Below are 19,652 nucleotides of genomic sequence, written 5' to 3'. Positions count from 1 at the left end.
TCACTCTGCCTCAATCGACTAGCCTGGTTCCAGGCTAGTGATGAACAATCATGTGTTCCAACCAAGAGCTGGCTGATTTGGCTGGCTCTTTTTTCTAAGTCACGTATTGATTACGGGTTCTATCTCACAATCCCCTTTAAACGGCCTTCGATAACAACGAGATGAGAGTGGTCGCTTATCGAATGTCTGCGCGTTGCCGATGTGAACCATTCCATGTAACTCCACGTCATCAATATCAACTAATCTTTTATTTATTATTTATTATTTATTATTTACTTAGGGTCTCGGTTGTAAACGATTGAAGATTTTCATGTTGTTCGGTGAAAGAAAATTGTTATGACAGCGGTCTGGTTCACATGCGTGTTTCGATTTTTACAGCAGCGTGCATGACATTCGGAGAAAGAATATGTGGATAAAAAAGAATCATAGATGGAACTTATCTGAAAGCGAAGTAACGCCGGAATCGGTGTATAAGGAACGTCGCGATGTATTAAAAAAGCTTGGCATTGCAGCGGTCAGCATGCCTGTTGCAGTGAATGCCCAAGCCGGCATTTTTGATCTCTTTTCGGCACCAGAAAAATCAGTACAAGACCGCCGCATTGCTCTCTCTCCAACCAAACCGCAGCAGTATCAAGCTGATCTGTCGCTTACGCCAGAAAGTAAGGTGTTGTCGTACAATAACTTTTATGAATTTGGCACCAATAAATCCGATCCGGCCAATAATTCCTCTGAGTTTGTCACTGACCCGTGGAGCGTTGAGATCGATGGTTTAGTCAATAACCCGGTAAAACTCGACTACGACGATATCTTGCGTAAATTCACCTTAGAAGAACGTATTTATCGATTACGTTGCGTTGAAGCCTGGTCGATGAACATTCCTTGGATAGGCTTTCCACTAGCAGACATCATTAAGCTTGCTGACCCCAAAAGCAGTGCTAAATACGTCGCTTTTGAAACCCTCTATGACCCTAAACAGTTTCCGGCTCAGAACTCTTTCAGTAGCATCGATTACCCGTATGTTGAGGGGCTACGTCTCGATGAAGCGATGAACCCGCTGACACTGATTTCGGTCGGCTTATACGGTAAAACCCTCGCCCCGCAAAACGGCGCTCCACTCCGGCTTGTGGTGCCGTGGAAGTACGGTTTCAAAAGCATCAAGTCGATTGTACGCATTCGCCTGACCGATCAAGAGCCGCCCACAACTTGGAATCGCTTAGCAGCTGATGAATATGGCTTTTATGCCAATGTGAATCCGCAAGTCGACCACCCGCGCTGGAGCCAGGCAAGCGAGCGCTTTATTGGTGAGGGCAGTGTATTTAACTCCAGAAGACAACCCACATTAATGTTTAATGGTTATCAAGAACAAGTCGCGTATCTGTACAAAAATATGGATCTGAGGAAATTCTATTGAGAAAGGTGCCACCGAAAGCGATCATCGCCCTGAAAGCCCTGATTCATATCGTTTCTTTGGGGTTTCTTCGCGTTGCTTGTGATCGCTGTGAGTAACAATACATTAGGTGGGGACCCTGTTCAGAGTATCATTCATTTCACGGGCATCAGTTCGCTGAATACCTTGCTTATCACTCTGCTGGTGTCACCGATTGCGCGCTGGACAAAGCAAGGCCTGTTGATGCGTGTCCGGCGTCTGCTGGGGCTGTACAGCTTTTTCTGGGCGTTGCTCCATCTCATTGCTTTCGCAACGCTCGACTTAGGGTTGGATGTGAGTTTACTGGCCTCCGAAATTGTTAAACGTCCTTACTTGACGGTCGGTGCAGCCGTTTGGATCATTCTGTTTCTTTTAGCTGTCACTTCAACACATGCGATGCAACGTAAAATGGGCGCGAAATGGCAAAAACTGCATAACTGGGTCTACCTCGCGACAATACTGGCCGTGGTACATTTTTATTGGTCGGTCAAGTCAGAAGTCGCGGAGCCGATTATCTATATTGTCATTGCAAGCGGCATACTGTTAACGCGCTGGAAGGGCGTTAAGAAAAAGGTCTTCAGCTTATACAATAAATCTTTCTGACTATGTATAAAGGTAGAAGTTTTCTATGTGGATTTTGTGTCTAAATAGGGATTCAGCTTATTATTGGCGAGGAGGTTTATAATTTCCCACATCAGAATAGCAGACATAGCTGAATGGAATGTTGGCTTGTATATTCTACTGGTTTACCTATGTGAACAAAGGTTCTGTATCAGCTTTATAAACCAAGGGGCACTATTAAAATATTCAGAAAAAATATTGATTGATTCCCTCATTACTATCCCTTTATTTTATCAAAGGAAATATATTTGGATTTTTACAAGTAAACAGCCTGGATATAGGAGTAAACGTACCTTAAACGTAAACGTTTAGGTACGTTTAAAAATTTTACTTAGCTAGCTTCTTTACATTACCTTCAATCGCCAGGTCAAATCCTGAAAGAGCACCGTATTTGACCTCTGTTGATGTTAATAAGCGCATTTTATGAATGCCGAGATGTTGTAGGATTTGCGAACCGATACCAATCTCGCTACTAGCCTGTTGTTTTGTGCTGTTTGAGGCTTCATTCGTTAAATGAGCAATGATTGAATCATTTGAAAGTGGTTTACCAATAACAACTAACACACCACCTGTTGGACTTTCTTGTATTTGTTCCATTGCGTCTTGGATATTCCACTTATTAGAATCCACGTTGAAAAGATCAAGTGGATAACTTAGGGCATGCACTCGAAACCAATGGAGCGCCCTCTTCATCGCTGACATTTAGTTTTTTTGTTGAGAGCGCGTAGTGTAGTTGGCTGTTGATGGTATCCTTAAACGTTGTAAGAGTAAAAGCGCCCTGTTTAGTCATAAGATCCTGCTCAAGTACGCACTCAATTACACTTTCAGTTTGAAGGCGGTACTTAATTAAATCTGCAATAGTGCCAAGTTTAATATTATGCTGTGCTGCAAACTCTTCAAGTTGAGGTCGGCGAGCCATTGTGCCATCAGGGTTAAGAATTTCTATTATTGCACATGATGGCTCAAAACCTGCCAGTTTAGCTAAATCGCAGCCGGCTTCGGTATGGCCAGCACGAATTAGCACTCCACCAGGCTTAGCTATGATTGGGAATACATGGCCAGGAGATACTAAGTCTGATGCCTTTGCCTCTGTATTTACAGCCAATTGTATAGTGTGTGCTCTGTCTTGAGCTGAAATACCAGTCGTAATACCAGAAGCGGCTTCGATGGATACTGTAAAGTTGGTGCCGAATTGCTCGGTGTTCTTACGTACCATTACAGGCAAGTTCAATTGTTTAGCGCGCTGCTCTGTAATCGTTAGACATAGGAGTCCTTTCCCTTGAGTAACCATGAAGTTTATGATTTCAGGAGTAATTTTTTCTGCGGCGATTAGGATGTCACCTTCATTCTCTCTGTCTTCGTCATCCATGAGGATAACCATTTTACCTAGCCGGATATCTTCAATGATGTCCTCTATTTTACTCAAAGCCATACACTACTCCTGAATTTAAATTTATTCTCGAATATATATTCATTGCTGAGTATATCACCTCAATAGCTAAATAGCATTCCTAATTTTTGCATAATCATATCGAGGATTTTTATTTTTTAAATATTTATATATCAATGGTTTATATTGATACTAATAAAAATTTTTGCTCGATTGGTTACCGGATTTAAAGTATGTCTCTTCATGTAAACTCCATGTTGATTATGGCATTCACTGCGTAATTAATATTCTCTGATTGTGATTGTGTTCTGATTTTGTACAACACGATCTAGACAGATTCTAGGTGTGTGATTAAGGTTGTTATGAATAAATAACGTGAAGTGAATATATATTCAGAGGGTAACTATAATGAAAAACAAGATACTGACTATCAGCGCGTTAGCTTTCGCTATGGCCTTTCCCGGCCTTGCTTCGGCTGATAACGGATTAATAGCAATTATCACTCCATCCCATGACAACCCTTTCTTCAAAGCAGAAGCTATGGGGGCAAAAGAGAAAGCCGAAGAGTTAGGTTACACAACTTTAGTGGCATCTCATGATGATGATGCAAACAAGCAAGATCAGCTGATTTCCACTGCGATAGCTCGTAAAGCAAAAGCCATTATTCTTGATAACGCAGGTTCTGATGTGACAATTGGTGCATTAGAGAAGGCGAAGCAAGCTGGTGTTCCGGCTTTCTTAATTGATCGCGAAATAAATAAAACTGGTGTAGCAGTTTCTCAGATTGTTTCTAATAACTATCAAGGCGCTCAGCTAGGCGCTGAGAAATTTGTTGAACTGATGGGGGGAGAAGGTAAGTATGTTGAACTGCTGGGCCGTGAGTCTGACACCAACGCTCACGTTCGTTCTCAAGGTTATCATGACGTTTCTTGATGACTATACAGATTTGAAAATGGTTGCAAAACAAACCGCAAACTGGAGTCAGACAGAAGCTTTTACTCGTATGGAATCTATTCTTCAGGCTAACCCAGACATTAAAGGTGTTATTTCGGGTAATGACACTATGGCTTTGGGGGCTGAAGCCGCTCTAAAAGCTGCAGGTCGTAACGATGTGATTGTAGTTGGTTTCGATGGCAGTGATTATGTTCGTGACTCAATTATCGCCGGCGCGAATATTAAAGCCACAGTTTTGCAGCCAGCATGGGATCAAGCTCAAATGGCAATGGTTCAAGCGGATAAATATATTAGAACAGGTTCTACCGGCTTGGATGAAAAACAATTGATGGATTGCATTTTGATTGATGATTCTAACGCTAAGACACTTGATACTTTTGCATTGAAATAAGTCTTTAAGGTGAGCGGAATTTTTCTCCAGCTCACCTGTTTTGACTATATCAATATGTTTAAAGGATAGAGAGACATGAGTGTAATGAATTTTACGAAATGGTCGTTGATTTCGGTTATTTGCTTTGCCCTTATTGGATGTGACGTGGTGAAGTTAGATAAAAATGGTAATCCAATTATCCCAATGACAGCTGAAGAGGCTACTTCGATTAAGAATCTGACACCGGAGGTTCTTGCAGAAAAATTCTGGAGTGACATTCTTCAGGAAGCTAACACGGTTTCCAGATCAATTGATCAAAAAACTACTGACGGCAGGAATAGCGCTTTTGTCAGAATTAGCGGTTTGGTTAGCGCTGTTGATGATAATAATAAAGTAGGAACTATGGCGCTAGAAACCCAAGATCAAAAGCTTGTACTTCAAATTGGACCCATAGTTCGTGGTAATTCGATTCGTGATGCAGCGAGTTTTATTAATTTCGATGATTTCAAGAATCAGGTTCAGTTTGCTCGCTTATCTAAAGAACTTAACAAAAAAGCTATCCAAAACTTTACTAGACCAAATAGTTCATGGAGGGGCCGTAAACTAGATGTATTGGCAGCAGTAACTTTTAAAGATAACGATGTTACTGAAATCATTCCTCTTGAAATTATTGAGAGGTGAAAGTTATGAGACCTGATAATAAAGACATTGTTATGAGAGCGGAAAACATTTCAATGGTTTTTCCTGGAAACTAAGGCACTAGATAATGTCTCGTATAACGTTTATCGCGGTGCTGTTAATGTAATCATTGGCGAAAATGGTGCTGGAAAATCCACATTGATGAAGATACTCGCTGGTGTTCAGCAACAGACAGAAGGGCAAATATATATTGCAGGTAAACCTGTCTCGTTTGATAGCACTCGCAGCGCGGCTGAACATGGTATTGGTATGGTCCATCAAGAGTTAAATCTTTCTGATAACTTGACGGTTGCCGAAAATATATTTTTAGGGAGAGAGAAGCAGAAAGGTTTTTCCCCTATCGATAATGCAACACAATGTCAGATTGCGAATGAGTTAATGAAGAGGCTCAAACAGGATATCGATCCAAATGAATTTGTTTCTAATTTGAAAGTTGGTCAGAAACAGCTTGTAGAGATAGCAAAAGCGCTATCAGGAAAAGTCGATGTCCTAATTCTAGATGAACCTACTTCGGCATTGAGTAAGAAAGAAGTTGAGATTTTATTTGATGTTATTCGAGACCTTACGGCTCAAGGAGTATCCATCATTTATATCTCTCATCGTCTAGAAGAACTAATGGAAATTGGTACTTATATTACGATTTTGAGAGACGGGAAATTCCAATCCGAAGCGGCGGTTTCAAGAGATCAGCGTGCCCTGGATAGTTCGTCAGATGCTAGGTAGCGATCCAGTTGCGGATTTCTTGCCTGAGAATCGTGAATACGGTGTGAAGGTATTGGAAGCTGAAGGTATTACTTGTGTCAACGAGTCTGAATCGAGTGTAGTTAACGATGTGTCGTTTTATGTTCGTGAAGGTGAGATTGTTGGAATCTACGGTTTGATGGGAGCAGGACGTACGGAACTATTTGAATGTTTGGTCGGTAAAACAAAATATTCAGGTCGTTTCTCTCTGAATGGGAAAATTATTGGTTCTAAAACGACGACGCCGGACCGCGTAAAAATGGGTATTGGTCTAGTACCCGAAGACCGTAAACAGTCTGGCATTTTTCCGGTTAGTTCTGTTGCCAGCAATTTGACGATTTCAAGCCTTTGGAAGCGATTAAATGGCATGGCGATTTCGGAGCAAGAAGAAGGGAAAGCCGTAGAAGAAACGATTGGTAACTTATCGATAAAAGTCTCTTCTCCAAAAGTTGAAATTCAGGCGTTGAGTGGCGGAAACCAACAAAAAGTGGTTATTGGCCGTTCGTTGTTGAACGAGCCCAAAGTTTTGTTGTTGGATGAACCAACTCGGGGTATCGATGTGGGCGCTAAAGCTGATGTTTTTGAAATGATGGTGAAGCTCTCACAACAAGGTATTGGGGTTCTGTTCTCAACTTCTGACCTGAAAGAAATAATGGCGATATCAGACAGAATACTGGTGATGTCAAATGGCAAACTTACAGCAAATGTGCTTCGAAAAGAAACTACAGAAGAAGACTTAGTACTAGCTAGTGCGCAAGGATTTTAATTATGAAAGCCAAAGCAATTGACGGCATGACAGTGCCACAAAATCAATTTAACTCCGCGAACATTGGTTTGATTTTGTTGAAATTGAGAACTTTTATAGCGTTATTTATTATATTGGGCTTCTTCTCATTCACCGTGGATGGGTTTTTAGCGCCAAGTAGTTTAATCATCATGGTTAAGCATATATCTATCAACGCCTTTCTTGCGCTAGGTATTACGTTTGTCATCATTACCGCAGGAATCGACTTGTCAATTGGTGCCACTTTGGGCTTTTGCGGTATGGTTGCTGGTTACTTGATATCAAAAGGTATTGTGTTACCGATGTTTGGGATTGCGATATTCCCAAGTGTATGGGTAATTGTACCTATGGTACTGGTTATTGGTGGAGCCATAGGGGCGCTCAATGGACTACTCATAACACGTTATAACGTAGCTCCTTTCATTTGCACCTTAGGTACCATGTATGTGATTCGAGGTGCAGCGATGTTGCTATCTGGTGGCGAAACCTTCCCAGGATTACAGGGTAACCCTCAACTTGGCAATACGGGGTTTGATCTCATTGGTTCTGGCTATCTATTCGGAATTCCATATGCAATTTGGTTGATGTTTTTGGTGGCATGTATTATTGCTTATGTGGCGAAGAAGTTGCCTTTTGGTCGTCACGTTTACGCGATTGGTGACAACGAACGTGCAGCAGAACTTTCGGGTGTTAAAGTTAATAACGTCAAAGTTTGGGTATATACAATTTCGGGTTTGTGTGCGGCATTAGCAGGTATTGTTGTCACCTCTCAATTAGTTGCTAGCCACCCAGCTACAGGTACAGCATTTGAAATGAATGCCATTGCCGCTGTTGTGCTAGGGGGGACATCTCTAGCAGGCGGTCGTGGTACGGTAGTTGGAACCATTATTGGCGCTTTCGTTATCGGTATTTTGGCTGATGGGTTAGTTATGATGGGAGTAAGTGAGTTTTGGCAAATGGTGATTAAAGGTATCGTCATCATTATCGCTGTTATTATCGATCAGATGCAAAGCAAGATGCAGTACAAAGCAGCAATTACGTCTCAAAAAGCTGTTGATTAAGTTTAATCTAGCAGGAGCGAAATATCAGTTAATGTCACATTCTGATGTACTTATGCTATTTTTTTCTCTTTATGAATATATATTCAGTAGTGAATATATTGGAGGTTAATATGAACCCTTATCGTTTATCGACTGATGAACTCGTTAAAAAAGCCACCGATATTCGCAAGCGAATTGTGGTGTTGAACTCGGAAAGTCCAGCTGGTGGTCACACTGGGGCTGACCTTTCTCAAGTTGAAATTGTCACATCGTTATATTTTAGAATTCTTAATTGTGCTCCAGACCGTTTAGAGGATCCTGAAAGGGATGTGTACATTCAATCCAAGGGGCATGCAGCTGGCGGTTATTATTGCTGTTTAGCAGAAGCAGGATATTTTCCTATCGATTGGTTAGCTACTTACCAGCATGCTGATTCCAAACTTCCGGGTCACCCAGTTAAGCATAAAACTCCTGGTGTCGAGTTGAATACGGGGGCTTTAGGCCATGGACTTCCTGTCGCGGTTGGTTTAGCCCTTGCTGCCAAAAAATCAGGTAGTAAACGCAAAATTTATGTTCTCACGGGTGATGGTGAGTTGGCTGAGGGCAGCAACTGGGAAGCTGCATTAGTCGCCGCCCATTATGAGCTGGATAACTTGATTATCATCAACGACAAAAACAAATTGCAATTGGCTGGTTTCACTGAAGACATCATGAAAACCGATCCTTTGGATGAAAAATGGAAAGCCTTTGGTATGCAAGTGACCGAGTGTGAGGGTAATAACATAGAATCTGTCGTCACAACACTCGAAAGCTTAAAACCAGAAGGTAAGCCACATGTGGTTATTGCGAATACCATTAAAGGCGCAGGGATTTCCTTTATTCAAGGGCGTCCAGAGTGGCACCACAGAGTGCCTAAAGGTGAGGAAGTTACGTTGGCGTTGGAGGAATTGAATCATGGCTAATGCAGAACATTTTGCAAATATTATGGTTGAGCGTTTTATCTCAGCCATAGAAACGAGGAGTAGATCTTGTACCTGTAGTGGCAGATTCCACTTCCACCGCGAAAATTGCACCTTTCATTAAGGCGTTTCCTGAGCGTTTAGTGAATGTGGGTATTGCAGAGCAAGTTTTAGTTGGTACTGCTGCTGGATTAGCTCTGGGCGGCAAAGTAGCGGTTACGTGTAACGCAGCGCCATTTTTAGTTTCTAGAGCAAATGAGCAGGTCAAAGTAGATATATGCTACAACAACACAAATGTGAAGTTGTTTGGTTTAAATTCTGGTGCTAGTTATGGCCCGCTAGCGAGCACTCACCATAGTATTGATGATATATCGGTTATGCGTGGTTTCGGTAACATTGAAATTTACGCTCCTGCGTCACCGATGCAGTGTCGTCAGATTATCGACTACGCGATCGATAAACAGGGTCCCGTCTATATTCGTATGGATGGTAAGGAGTTGCCTGAATTATTTGGTGAAGGCTACAAATTTGAGCCTGGGAAAGTGGATGTCCTGTCAGAGGGAGAAGATATATTACTTGTTGGTATGGGCTCAGCAATGCACGAAGTTGTCGATGCTGCGGCTGTACTTCGTGATCAGGGAATCTCTTCGCAAGTTCTGTGTCTGTCATCAATTCGACCATGTGATACCCATCAATTAGCTGAGTATCTATCTAAAGTTCAATCCGTTATTACAGTTGAGGAACACAACGTAAATGGCGGTGTCGGTGCGCTGATATGTGAAGTTGTAGCGGAGTTTGGCACTGGGAATCGAGTTAAACGACTTGGTATTTCTGATGGTGGCTATGCAATGGCTGGTGATCGTAAATCTCTACGCGCTTATCACGGTTTTGATGTAAATGGCATAGTGAAAACTGCGCTAGAGATGTTAGAGGAGAAGTAACATGTCTCAGCCGTTTATCCTAGCAATTGATGAAGGAACGACGAACGCTAAAGCGATCTCTGTCAGCCAAAATGGAGATGTGTTGAGCAAAGGTAGTGTACCAGTGCAACTAGTATATCCTCATCCTGGTTGGGCAGAGCAGGATCCTGAAAAAATTTGGGTTGCTACTGAAGAGGCAATTGCAGCCTGTCTTATGGATCTTGACAAGAGCTTTCTAGCGGGTGTTGCAATCAGCAACCAACGTGAATCTGTATTGATTTGGGAAAGAAGTAGCGGCGAGGCATTAACCCCGTTGGTGAGTTGGCAGTGTCGCCGCTCTGAAGATATTTGTGCAGAGATCGCAAAAAAACCGGAAGCGGATCTAGTTAAATCTTTAACGGGATCTGTTATTGACCCCCTGTTTCCTGCATCAAAAATCCGTTGGTTGCTTGATAGTATCGAAAACGGTACGCAAAGAGCTATACGTGGTGAACTGTGTGCTGGGACTGTAGATAGCTGGTTGGTGTGGAAACTTACTGGCGGTGAGCAATTTGTTACGGATGTTTCTAATGCTTCACGATATCAGTTGTTCAATATAAACACTTTTCGTTGGGATCCGTTGTTACTTGATTTATACCAAATACCAGAACAATGTTTACCTGAAGTTCGTGCGTCTGCTGGTGAACGTGGTGTGACATCTGGCGTTTCTTGCATAATTGATGGAGTGCCGATTTTAGCGCAAGCAGGAGATTCTCATGCGGCCCTGTATGGACAGGGAGGATTTAACCATGGCGTTGTAAAAGCTACTTATGGTACGGGTAGCTCTCTCATGGTTTGTATCGAAGATGTACCAAAACATGATTTAGGTGTTTCAACTACCGTTGCTTGGGACGATGGGAAGCCTATGATTGCTATGGAAGGTAACATTATCCATACCGGATCCGGGGTTAAGTTCATTTCTCGACTTTTGGGTATAGAGGATATTAATAAGCTTAGCGATTTGGCTTGGTCAGTAGAAGATAACGGGGGCGTTTTTTTTGTCCCAGCTCTGGCCGGGCTTGGAGCTCCTTATTGGGACGCTAAATCTCGTGGCCTGATAACCGGATTAACCGATGCCGCTAACCAGGCACATGTTGCGCGTGCTGCCTTCGAGTCTGTAGCCTACCAAGTGGCAGATCTTTTCTTTGCTATGCAGCTATCTGGTGGTATGAAATTTAGTGCTTTATCAGTTGATGGGGGCCCTTCGAAAAATATTGAACTGATGCAGTTTCAGGCTGATTTATTACAAATTCCAATCATAAGAAGTGAAATTTCAGAGATATCTGCACTGGGAAGCGCATTTATGGCTGGCCGAGCTTTGAATTGGTGGCCTGAATATTGTGATCTAAATGCAATTCCAAGGAAAGTCAAAATTATTAAACCCAATTCGGAAAATGTAAAAGTTAAAGAAAAATATAAGCAATGGAAAATGGCGATAGAGAGAACTCGCTATAGTCCTAATAGCTAAAGAATAAAATATTTCAAAATTAAATCCATATTTCATGAAATAAAACTGGAGAACAAAAATGAAGTTAATTAAAGACAAGCAAATTTTAGTTGCAGCGGATTGGGCTGGTTTTCCGCTAAAAGAAGTCATTGTTAAGTATTTGCAAAGTAAAGGCTGGGAAGTGACCGATATCGGCGTTAAAGACCCGGATGACCCTGATGTAGAAATGTTTCACCGTATTGGATTACGCGCTGGTTCAATGATAACCGAGAAAGAGTTTGAGCGTGCTATTATTTTTTGTGGTACTGGGATGGGGGTCCACTTAGCTGCTGCCAAGTGTCCAGGTGTCCGTTGTGGGGTTGTTGAAAGCGTACCAGCAGCACGTCGTTGTGTTATTGGTAATGACGTAAACGTTTCTATCACTTGGGGCATGGTATGTGGCACCAGAAATGGGTAAAGCTGCAGTTGATGCATTTTTGAATACACAGTTTGGTGATGATCATGACTGGTGGCCTGGCTTTTATGAGTATCATAAGATCGCAGTAGATGAGATGGATGCGTTTGACTATGAAGAGTACAAAGCAAACGGCTTCCAGGTAACCAAACTGGGTGATATGACCCTGAGTTTAGTTGATAAGCCAGAAGATCAGTAGGATTGATTCCTATAATCATTCTTGAGCAAGAGAGTTTTAAATGACTAAAGCCACTGTTGAAAAAGTCGGCGATCAATTAATTAGGTTTTACTTAAGTAGTCATGATCCGGACTGCAGCTACTTTTACAATGACAGAGAAGTAGGCTGACGGTTTCTCGTTTCGGTTTCTTCAACAGAGTAAAGACCAACGCCAGTGTGCGTTGGTCTTTTTTCTTCTGGGAAGTCGAGGTATTATGAATTTTTATTCCAGCTTGAATAATGTCTCGGCACTAATGTGGTGCCTATTTTATGACTGAGGTTTCGATATGTTAAAGAGAGATGAACAGCGTTTGTTAGTAAAAATCGCGACACTTTACTACGACGAAGGTAAAAAGCAGTCCGATATTGCTAAACAGCTAGATCTTTCACAGTCATTTGTTTCCCGAGCTCTTTCCCGCTGCACTAAGGAAGGCATTGTTAAAATTACCGTGGTTCAACCATCTAATGTCTATCTAAACGTCGAAGCAGAACTTCAAAACAGATATGGTTTAGCTCAGGCTATAATTGTAGATGTGCCAGAAAAAGCGAGCGAAGATGCGATTAAGAGAGCTATCGGCTCTGCTGCTGCTCACTACATGCAAACCTCATTACCTGCAAATTCGCTAGTTGGTGTATCTGCTTGGAGCGGAACGATTCGGGAGATGGTTGAACAATTGCATCCTCTGAGCATAAAAGCAAAAGGCGTGGTTCAACTGCTAGGTGGAGTGGGTGTCAATGGCAATGCACAAGCTTCAATGCTAACGCATTCTTTAGCCGAAATGCTTAATTGTGAAGCCTTTCTTTTACCTTCCCAAAGTATAGAAAGAACAGTTGATTATAAGCAGATGTTGTTAAAAACAGGTGAAGTAAGCTCTGTGGTTAACATGTTTGGTGAAGTAGATTTTGCGTTGGTTGGTATTGGAATGTTGGAGCCTTCCCATTTGCTGAAATCTTCAGGCAACTACTATAAAGATGATATGGTGGAAGATCTTGCTTCACGTGGTGCAGTTGGAGACATTTGTCTGCACTACTTTGACGAGAATGGGCAGCCAGTGTTGGGGCCTGATGAAGATCCTGTCATTGGCATGGATCTTCAGGTGGTAAAAAGTTGTCCGAGAGTCGTAGCTCTGGCGGGTGGTATGGATAAGCTAGCTGCAATTAAAGGCGCTCTAACAGGTGGGTATGTCGATATCCTTATTATTGATGTCCATACGGCTAAAAGACTGTTGTAGATTTCATCCGCATAGTGCCAATACGAAGGCAGCTGCTGCTAATAGGTGACATCAACGTGTTGGATGATTTCCCAGCAGTTGTTTTTAAGTGTATACGTGAGCGACCTCATTCTGTATAGCCAGCAAAACAGCGTTTCTGATATTTCAATAGTCTTGATTTAATCGCTGTACATAACGGCGCTATATCTGTCGCCGACCTTTAGTTTTCTCGCTGCGCGTAATGCAGCGGTAAGGGGGCAGATTCGACGACCTTACGCATAATAAATGACGAGTTGACGCCGGAGACGCCCTGAATACGGGTGATTTTTCCCAATAGAATATCGTGATAGCTGTCCATGTCTGACACCGCAACTTTGAGCTGATAATCGGCGTCGTGACCGGTGATCAGATAACATTCGATCACTTCAGGGATCTCTGCGATGGCTTGTTCAAAGGCGGCGAAACGCTCCGGAATGTGCTTATCCATGCTGATATAGAGCAGTGCCACCAAATTCAATCCGACCTGCCTTTCATTAACACGCGCGACGTAGCGCTCAATCACACCGTTATCCTGCAGCTGGTGTACCCGACGCGAAACAGGGGGCTGGCGTCAGTCCGATACGGTCGGCCAGCTCCTGGTTCGACAGAGAACCGTCCTTTTGTAACTCGGTCAAAATCTTGATGTCATAGCGGTCAAGCTTCATTACATTTCTCTTATCAGATGTTGTCAGCAATAAAAGTAAATATTTTTGCATTTTTTGTTTATTAATATTGCTCATTATTTTTGTTTCTCGCTAATAACGCAACCTTATTGTGCTCCGTCTTGCGTAAACTAGGCCTATAACAACACAACATCTCTCCACGCTGTCGTGAGGCGGTCCGTTCACCGCCCGGCAGCAACCCAACTCAAATTAGGATTATGGCTATGTTTAACCATCGTAAGTACAGCCCTTTTACACCGGTTCGTTTAACAGACCGTACCTGGCCGGATCAGGTGATTACTCAGGCACCGAACTGGTGCAGTGTGGATCTGCGCGACGGTAACCAGGCGCTGATCAATCCAATGGGAGTGGAGAAAAAAACACGTTTATTTAAGCTGTTGGTCAAGCTGGGCTTTAAAGAGATCGAAGTGGGCTTTCCATCGGCGTCGCAGCCGGATTTCGACTTTGTTCGTTCATTGATCGAAGAGGATTTGATTCCGGATGATGTGACGATTCAGGTGCTGACCCAGGCGCGTGAAGAGCTGATTGCCCGCACCTATGAAGCACTTGCCGGCGCGAAAAAGGCGATTGTGCATGTTTACAATTCAACCTCTACTGTGCAGCGCGAGCAAGTGTTTGGCAAAGATAAAGACGGCATTAAACAGATTGCGGTTCAGGGCGCGCGTTGGGTGCGTGATTATGCAGAGCAGTATCCGCAAACCGACTGGGCGTTCCAGTACTCACCGGAAAGCTTTACCGGCACGGAACTGGATTACGCGCTGGACGTCTGCAATGCGGTGATTGAGGAATGGCAGCCGCAAACCGGACGCCGGGTGATCATTAACCTGCCTGCGACAGTCGAAATGTCGACGCCAAACATCTTTGCTGACCAAATCGAATACTTCTGCCGTAAGGTCAACCAGCGCGAAACTGGTCGAAATCAGTCTGCATACCCACAATGATCGTGGCTGCGGCGTGGCGGCCGCTGAACTGGGTGTAATGGCGGGCGCAGATCGCATCGAAGGCACCTTGCTGGGTAACGGAGAGCGCACCGGCAATATGGATCTGGTGACTATGGGCATGAACCTGTATTCACAAGGTGTGGATCCGCAGCTGGATTTCTCGAATGTACAAGAGATTATTGAAACCGTTGAATACTGTACTGAATTGCCGGTTTCACCCCGTCATCCTTGGGTCGGTGAACTGGTTTACACCGCATTTTCAGGCAGTCACCAGGACGCGATTCGTAAGTCGATGCAATATCATGACAAGCATCAGTTGCCGCACTGGGAGGTCGCTTATTTGCCGATTGACCCACGTGATATCGGCAGAGATTATGAGGCGGTAGTGCGTATCAACAGCCAAAGCGGCAAGGGCGGTATTGCTCTGATCCTGGAGCGGGATTTCAACATTAGCTTACCGAAATGGATGCATGCAGAGGTGAGCAAACTGGTACAAAAAGAGTCCGAAACCAGTGGGGCGGAAATTACTTCTTTAGCGATTAAGTCTATTTTTGATCACTATTTCTCTAATCAGGATCCGCAATGGTTGATTGAAGGTTACGATGTGCACACCCAAAACGGTAAAGTCTCGGGCGAGTTCCGTATCCCGGCCATTAATACCACGTTGACCGGTGAAGGTAATGGCATCGTGGAAGCATTGGTCAACGGTCTGGAAAAACGTTTTTCGACTAAAATTGACGTCACACATCTGGACGAGTCTGCGCTGTCTGAAGGCACCAATGCCCAGGCTCAGGCGTGTATCGCCTTGGTGATTGATGGCCAGAAATATTGCAGCGTCACCACTGGTGAAGATACCTCATCGGCGATTTTACAAGCGGTGATCAGCGCGTTTTCCCGCAGCCAGGTGCCGCAGATGATGGTGGCTTAACTGGTAGAATCATCCTGACCTGATAATCGGTAAACGAAGAGTGGGCATTTGTTAGTACAACATCTGCCCACTTATTTTTTTCCAATCAACACACCTAAAGCCAGAGCGTTATCTGATCTGACAGTTACTGCTTTCTCAAAGCAATAATCTGATGCGTTAAGGCTGCATTCAATGATCGATATCTTAATTAACTTCGTAGAACAGCGGTTTATGATTATAATCAACTCACTAATCGATTCTTAACCTGCATGTAAAGCCCGAATTTTTTAGGTTCTGTATGCCGCAATTCGTGGATTCATGACTGATCATGAAAGCCAGGAGCCTAACTGTGAATACTATGTTTGAAGATTTTGAGATCAGTGAACTACAGAGTTTTTATGTAGACCTTGGCCGTGTGCTTGTGCGACATCACGATGCACGAATGAATCTGTTTTACTTACTTCACTTTCTTGATGAGCGGGACTGTAATAAAGGTAACCATTATCTAATCCAGTACAAGATGGATTTTTCGGCGTTGCTGAAAGAGGCCAATGAGCGTTTTCCCAATTATCCGCGTCTGGAAGCGATTCAAGAAACGTCTATCTAGCCTGCTGGAATACGTCGCAGAAGTATTGGATAAAAAGTGTGAACAACCGATTGATAAAGAGAGTTACCGGCGCTTGTTATCTCTGATGAAACAACTGGATAAAAGTATTGAGAACTTCCGCAAAGACATCACGCATACGTTAACTTATGTGGATGAACTCACCGGGCTACTCAACCGATCAGCTCTGGAGCGCGATTTGGACATTGATTTTGCTGAAGTTGCGGCGGAAATGGATAGTCATTGCCTGGCCCTGATCGACGTCGATGATTTTAAGGCCATTAACGATACTTATGGTCACCTGGTTGGTGATGAAGTGCTGGAAGGGGTTTCCGATATTGTGCTGTCGACTCTCAGATCGAACGATAAGGCGTACCGCTATGGTGGTGAGGAAATCCTCGTCTCGCTGCTGGGCTGCACATTCTCCGACGCAGTGATCGCAATGGAAAGGGTCAGGGAGGAGATTAGCAACCATCTGTTTGAGCTGGATGATATTGAACTCAAGGTTACAGTATCAATCGGTGTGGCAAGCGTTACTGAACACGATTCCTCGTATCGTGATGTGATTGAAAGAGCAGACCAACACCTCTACAAAGCCAAACATCTGGGCAAAAACATGACCATCTACTAGGTTTTGTTTAATAAGGCCCTTTACCTGGCACAGCGTTATTTAACTGGGCAAAGTGACGCTGTTGCTATTTGTTCTACACGTTGCGGAGCCGAGTCAGCAACTCCTGATCTGATCCCGGCCGCCTTCTTTTGCGCGGTACAGCGCTTTATCTGCACGTGCAATCAGCGCTTCGAAGCTTTCACTGCAGCGGTACTGACACAGCCCGATACTGGCCGTTTTGTTGCCGACGGTGACAAAGTCATACTGACGGATCGCCGCTAACAACTGCTCAGCCAAGGTACTGGCCTGCATTATGCTGGCGTTGGGTAACAGGGCACAAAACTCTTCGCCGCCAAAGCGGCCAACCTGTCCTTTTTCGGCCAAGACACTCTCGATAAGTTGAGCAAATTGCACCAGCACCTTGTCACCGACAATGTGACCATACTGGTCATTGACCGATTTAAAGTGGTCGATATCAAGCATTAACAGACAGTAGTCCTGCTGTTCGCTCTTCTCTTCGATTTCCTGCTTAAACAGTTGCACCAGTTTATCCCGGTTCCATAACCCGGTCAGTGAATCGACGCTGGCGGAATGTTCCAGTTCGCGTTGCTGTTTATAAATAGAACGCATCATCCGTTCCAGAACCAGCGCACTGACCACGCCGAATACCATGGCCGATAGCAACCACAAGCAGTGCAGGTACAGAGTCGGGTCATTATCCCAGTAGAGATACGTGCTGGTTAATGTGACCGACAGGGATAAAGAGACTGCCAGCAGCGCATAGCGGAAAGTGAGGCCGGACATGGTAAATGTCCAGATGATGTTGAGATAAATTTCCGGCGCAAAGTGGGCAAATAGCGGTGTGCCCATATTAAAGTACAGATTGCTCCACACTGCGCTGACAGGGGCGCCAACCAGTATCATGCGCATCAGCCAGTATGCGGATGGGGTGAAACTTAAGCGATAAATAAACAGCAAAAAGAGAGGGATCATAAAGCCGTGTATCGCCAGGCGTACATCGGCATACGGGAGATCCATCAAACTTTCAAAATAGGCTTAGAGTAAGTAGAGCAGGGCAGTGAATAAGTTCATGTAACGCACCTGAGCCATGCGTGTTTCCAGAGACCACTGCTCGAACGCTTCTGCTGCAACTGATGCTGGCGCTGTCAGGCGTTTATTTATCGCTAAAGATGTCACTTACCGCTCCCTAAGAATATCTTCGGCAATCGACAAAAAACTCAATGACTGCACAGGTTCAATTTACTTCCTTATATCGTGGATCTTCAACTGTTTTTGACGTTTTAATTGTATTGCCATAAGTTATCATGAATACGCTTTAATATTGAAAGTGGGTAACATGAATAATTTATTGGTGTTGAAAACCCCAAGTTGCACACTTTTCACTACGCTGCTCAGTGTGCCATAGATGTTGGTTTTTCCTACATTATTCCTAAAGTATCAAATTAGCGGTGAGCGTTGTTTTGTCGTGAAATTTCTCGTGGAAGCCTTCTTTAATATATCCATCATAAAGATTGCAAATGCTGACGCAGTTGCGTGGCGAAACTGGCACTGAAGGTCAGGCGGGTATTGTGTTTTTGCTGGTCGTAGCTGAATTTCGGATACGGCTGAACCTGAAATATTTGCCGGTTCTGAATCATATAGTAGTCCGGCTCCTGATCCATCCCTGTATCGTTCAGGCTGGTGTCGGTCAGTGCAAGCAGCTTGACTCCGTTGCTCAGCTTTTCAATATGCCATTGGTATTCAGAAATATCATCCAGTGCGAAGCTGTCTTTGGTGACGGTGTAATGGTCCGGGTAATATTCTGAGAACAAGGTACTGACGATAGAGGCACTGGTGAAGTCGTCGACACTGTGGATTTGGTCCGGGACGGTATCGGTCAGCTCATTCTCAAAGCGACACAATACATCCTGCTGCTGCGCGGTTTCGACCCGGTAAGCTTTAGCCGGCCATTGCAGGGCAGTGAGTTTTAACGATGCGGGAAATTGTTTGAGCTGATTTTTCCACGCCTGGCTCTTGGTTTGATAAGGGGTAATGCGCATCGTCACCGGAATTCCGGTGCCGGAATAGACCGTGTGTATTTCGTTGCCTTCAAAAGTGGCATTGCGTTCTTTATTGCCGCGGTCGCTGACCCAGGCTTGGCGCTGCGGGTTCCAGCATTCGGTGGCTATGTCTGCACCCTGAGGAATCGGGGTAAACATCCATTTGTCGCCAACCCGGTAGCCCATCAGAATTTCGTCCGGGTCGCCGGCAACCAGAGAAACTGAGGAAAAATCCTCCACACTGAACAAGTCGAGCACATAAGAGGTGCCGTTGTCGTCAAAAAGACCTTGTTGCACTATTTGCCAGTCATTCTCAGTCATTGAAGGTTCGGCCAGTACCATTGTCGGACTGACCAGTAGTATGCTGGCTAACCAAAAATTCCGTTTTTTCATCGTCATCTCTTTTTACCTGGCCAAAGACAAGGGAACGTCCCCGATCGTCATACTCAATTATAAGTTGATAGTTGCATATTGTTTGACAGGATAATGTCTGGCTGACGACAAATTCAGACGAAAATGGTGATGTCCGGATGACG

20 protein-coding genes and 3 pseudogenes are annotated in these 19,652 nt (G+C 44.0%); 18 read left to right on the top strand and 5 right to left on the bottom strand.

The features are described from left to right. Positions 1-406: 406 nt before the first annotated feature. On the top strand, positions 407-1,411 hold the full coding sequence (gene msrP / locus ABDK09_18000; protein ID XAW88868.1) for a protein-methionine-sulfoxide reductase catalytic subunit MsrP: 1,005 nt from the start codon (positions 407-409) through the stop codon (positions 1,409-1,411). Next, a pseudogene (msrQ, locus tag ABDK09_17995) lies at positions 1,408-2,029 on the top strand (protein-methionine-sulfoxide reductase heme-binding subunit MsrQ). The gene msrP and the pseudogene msrQ overlap by 4 nt, the downstream one beginning before the upstream one ends. 345 nt (positions 2,030-2,374) lie before the next feature. On the opposite strand, the pseudogene ribB reads toward msrQ, so the two are convergent. Beyond that, a pseudogene (ribB, locus tag ABDK09_17990) lies at positions 2,375-3,479 on the bottom strand (3,4-dihydroxy-2-butanone-4-phosphate synthase). A gap of 366 nt (positions 3,480-3,845) precedes the next feature. Between ribB and ABDK09_17985 the strand changes: the two are divergent. The 12 genes from ABDK09_17985 to ABDK09_17930 all read left to right on the top strand — a co-directional run bounded on the left by ABDK09_17985 (position 3,846) and on the right by ABDK09_17930 (position 13,293). Further along, positions 3,846-4,370 (top strand): substrate-binding domain-containing protein, encoded by a 525-nt coding sequence (locus ABDK09_17985; protein XAW88867.1) that lies wholly within the window; start codon positions 3,846-3,848, stop codon positions 4,368-4,370. Beyond that, complete coding sequence (locus tag ABDK09_17980; protein ID XAW88866.1) at positions 4,357-4,782, top strand: substrate-binding domain-containing protein; 426 nt, start codon at positions 4,357-4,359, stop codon at positions 4,780-4,782. The genes ABDK09_17985 and ABDK09_17980 overlap by 14 nt, the downstream gene beginning before the upstream one ends. A 75-nt stretch (positions 4,783-4,857) precedes the next feature. Then, complete coding sequence (locus ABDK09_17975; protein XAW88865.1) at positions 4,858-5,442, top strand: DUF2291 family protein; 585 nt, start codon at positions 4,858-4,860, stop codon at positions 5,440-5,442. Positions 5,443-5,505: 63 nt separating this feature from the next. Then, positions 5,506-6,183, top strand: coding sequence for an ATP-binding cassette domain-containing protein (locus tag ABDK09_17970; GenBank protein ID XAW90775.1), 678 nt, complete (start codon positions 5,506-5,508; stop codon positions 6,181-6,183). Next, on the top strand, positions 6,152-6,967 hold the full coding sequence (locus ABDK09_17965) for an ATP-binding cassette domain-containing protein (GenBank protein ID XAW88864.1): 816 nt from the start codon (positions 6,152-6,154) through the stop codon (positions 6,965-6,967). The genes ABDK09_17970 and ABDK09_17965 overlap by 32 nt, the downstream gene beginning before the upstream one ends. 2 nt (positions 6,968-6,969) lie before the next feature. Next, the gene (locus ABDK09_17960) at positions 6,970-8,046 is read left to right on the top strand and encodes an ABC transporter permease (protein ID XAW88863.1); all 1,077 of its coding nucleotides are present in this window, start codon (positions 6,970-6,972) and stop codon (positions 8,044-8,046) included. Between the two features lie 110 nt (positions 8,047-8,156). Then, positions 8,157-8,987: a transketolase gene (locus ABDK09_17955; protein XAW88862.1), complete on the top strand. Its 831-nt coding sequence runs from the start codon at positions 8,157-8,159 to the stop codon at positions 8,985-8,987. Positions 8,988-9,064: 77 nt separating this feature from the next. Further along, positions 9,065-9,925, top strand: a complete 861-nt coding sequence (locus ABDK09_17950) for a transketolase C-terminal domain-containing protein (GenBank protein XAW88861.1) — start codon at positions 9,065-9,067, stop codon at positions 9,923-9,925. Position 9,926: 1 nt separating this feature from the next. Further along, positions 9,927-11,411 carry an FGGY-family carbohydrate kinase gene (locus ABDK09_17945; GenBank protein ID XAW88860.1) on the top strand — a complete coding sequence of 495 codons (1,485 nt, stop codon included), beginning with the start codon at positions 9,927-9,929 and terminating at the stop codon, positions 11,409-11,411. 58 nt (positions 11,412-11,469) lie between these two features. Then, on the top strand, positions 11,470-11,847 hold the full coding sequence (locus ABDK09_17940) for an RpiB/LacA/LacB family sugar-phosphate isomerase (protein ID XAW88859.1): 378 nt from the start codon (positions 11,470-11,472) through the stop codon (positions 11,845-11,847). Beyond that, the gene (locus ABDK09_17935; protein XAW88858.1) at positions 11,840-12,043 is read left to right on the top strand and encodes a hypothetical protein; all 204 of its coding nucleotides are present in this window, start codon (positions 11,840-11,842) and stop codon (positions 12,041-12,043) included. Before ABDK09_17940 ends, ABDK09_17935 begins: the two co-directional genes overlap by 8 nt. A 305-nt stretch (positions 12,044-12,348) precedes the next feature. Next, positions 12,349-13,293 carry a sugar-binding transcriptional regulator gene (locus ABDK09_17930; protein XAW88857.1) on the top strand — a complete coding sequence of 315 codons (945 nt, stop codon included), beginning with the start codon at positions 12,349-12,351 and terminating at the stop codon, positions 13,291-13,293. Positions 13,294-13,492: 199 nt separating this feature from the next. Here the strand turns inward: ABDK09_17930 and ABDK09_17925 are convergent. Further along, positions 13,493-13,976: pseudogene (locus ABDK09_17925) on the bottom strand (Lrp/AsnC family transcriptional regulator). Positions 13,977-14,197: 221 nt separating this feature from the next. Between ABDK09_17925 and ABDK09_17920 the strand changes: the two are divergent. The 4 genes from ABDK09_17920 (at position 14,198) to ABDK09_17905 (ending at position 17,077) form a co-directional block, all read left to right on the top strand. Further along, the gene (locus ABDK09_17920) at positions 14,198-14,935 is read left to right on the top strand and encodes a hypothetical protein (protein ID XAW88856.1); all 738 of its coding nucleotides are present in this window, start codon (positions 14,198-14,200) and stop codon (positions 14,933-14,935) included. Continuing rightward, positions 14,856-15,863 carry an alpha-isopropylmalate synthase regulatory domain-containing protein gene (locus ABDK09_17915; protein ID XAW88855.1) on the top strand — a complete coding sequence of 336 codons (1,008 nt, stop codon included), beginning with the start codon at positions 14,856-14,858 and terminating at the stop codon, positions 15,861-15,863. Before ABDK09_17920 ends, ABDK09_17915 begins: the two co-directional genes overlap by 80 nt. A 328-nt stretch (positions 15,864-16,191) precedes the next feature. Continuing rightward, the gene (locus ABDK09_17910) at positions 16,192-16,449 is read left to right on the top strand and encodes a hypothetical protein (GenBank protein ID XAW88854.1); all 258 of its coding nucleotides are present in this window, start codon (positions 16,192-16,194) and stop codon (positions 16,447-16,449) included. Further along, complete coding sequence (locus ABDK09_17905) at positions 16,394-17,077, top strand: GGDEF domain-containing protein (protein XAW88853.1); 684 nt, start codon at positions 16,394-16,396, stop codon at positions 17,075-17,077. The genes ABDK09_17910 and ABDK09_17905 overlap by 56 nt, the downstream gene beginning before the upstream one ends. A gap of 93 nt (positions 17,078-17,170) precedes the next feature. Here the strand turns inward: ABDK09_17905 and ABDK09_17900 are convergent, their stop codons facing one another. The 3 genes from ABDK09_17900 to ABDK09_17890 form a co-directional block, all read right to left on the bottom strand. Beyond that, positions 17,171-18,094 carry a GGDEF domain-containing protein gene (locus tag ABDK09_17900; protein XAW88852.1) on the bottom strand — a complete coding sequence of 308 codons (924 nt, stop codon included), beginning with the start codon at positions 18,092-18,094 and terminating at the stop codon, positions 17,171-17,173. 18 nt (positions 18,095-18,112) lie between these two features. Then, positions 18,113-18,253, bottom strand: coding sequence for a hypothetical protein (locus tag ABDK09_17895; protein ID XAW88851.1), 141 nt, complete (start codon positions 18,251-18,253; stop codon positions 18,113-18,115). 326 nt (positions 18,254-18,579) lie between these two features. Further along, positions 18,580-19,509 carry a hypothetical protein gene (locus ABDK09_17890; protein XAW88850.1) on the bottom strand — a complete coding sequence of 310 codons (930 nt, stop codon included), beginning with the start codon at positions 19,507-19,509 and terminating at the stop codon, positions 18,580-18,582. Positions 19,510-19,652: the final 143 nt, after the last annotated feature.

The sequence above is a fragment of the Vibrio sp. CDRSL-10 TSBA genome (assembly GCA_039696685.1).
In the GTDB taxonomy this organism is placed as follows: domain Bacteria; phylum Pseudomonadota; class Gammaproteobacteria; order Enterobacterales; family Vibrionaceae; genus Vibrio.
The sequence above is the reverse complement of the archived record's forward strand: the minus strand, read 5'-3'. Positions and strand labels throughout refer to the sequence as shown.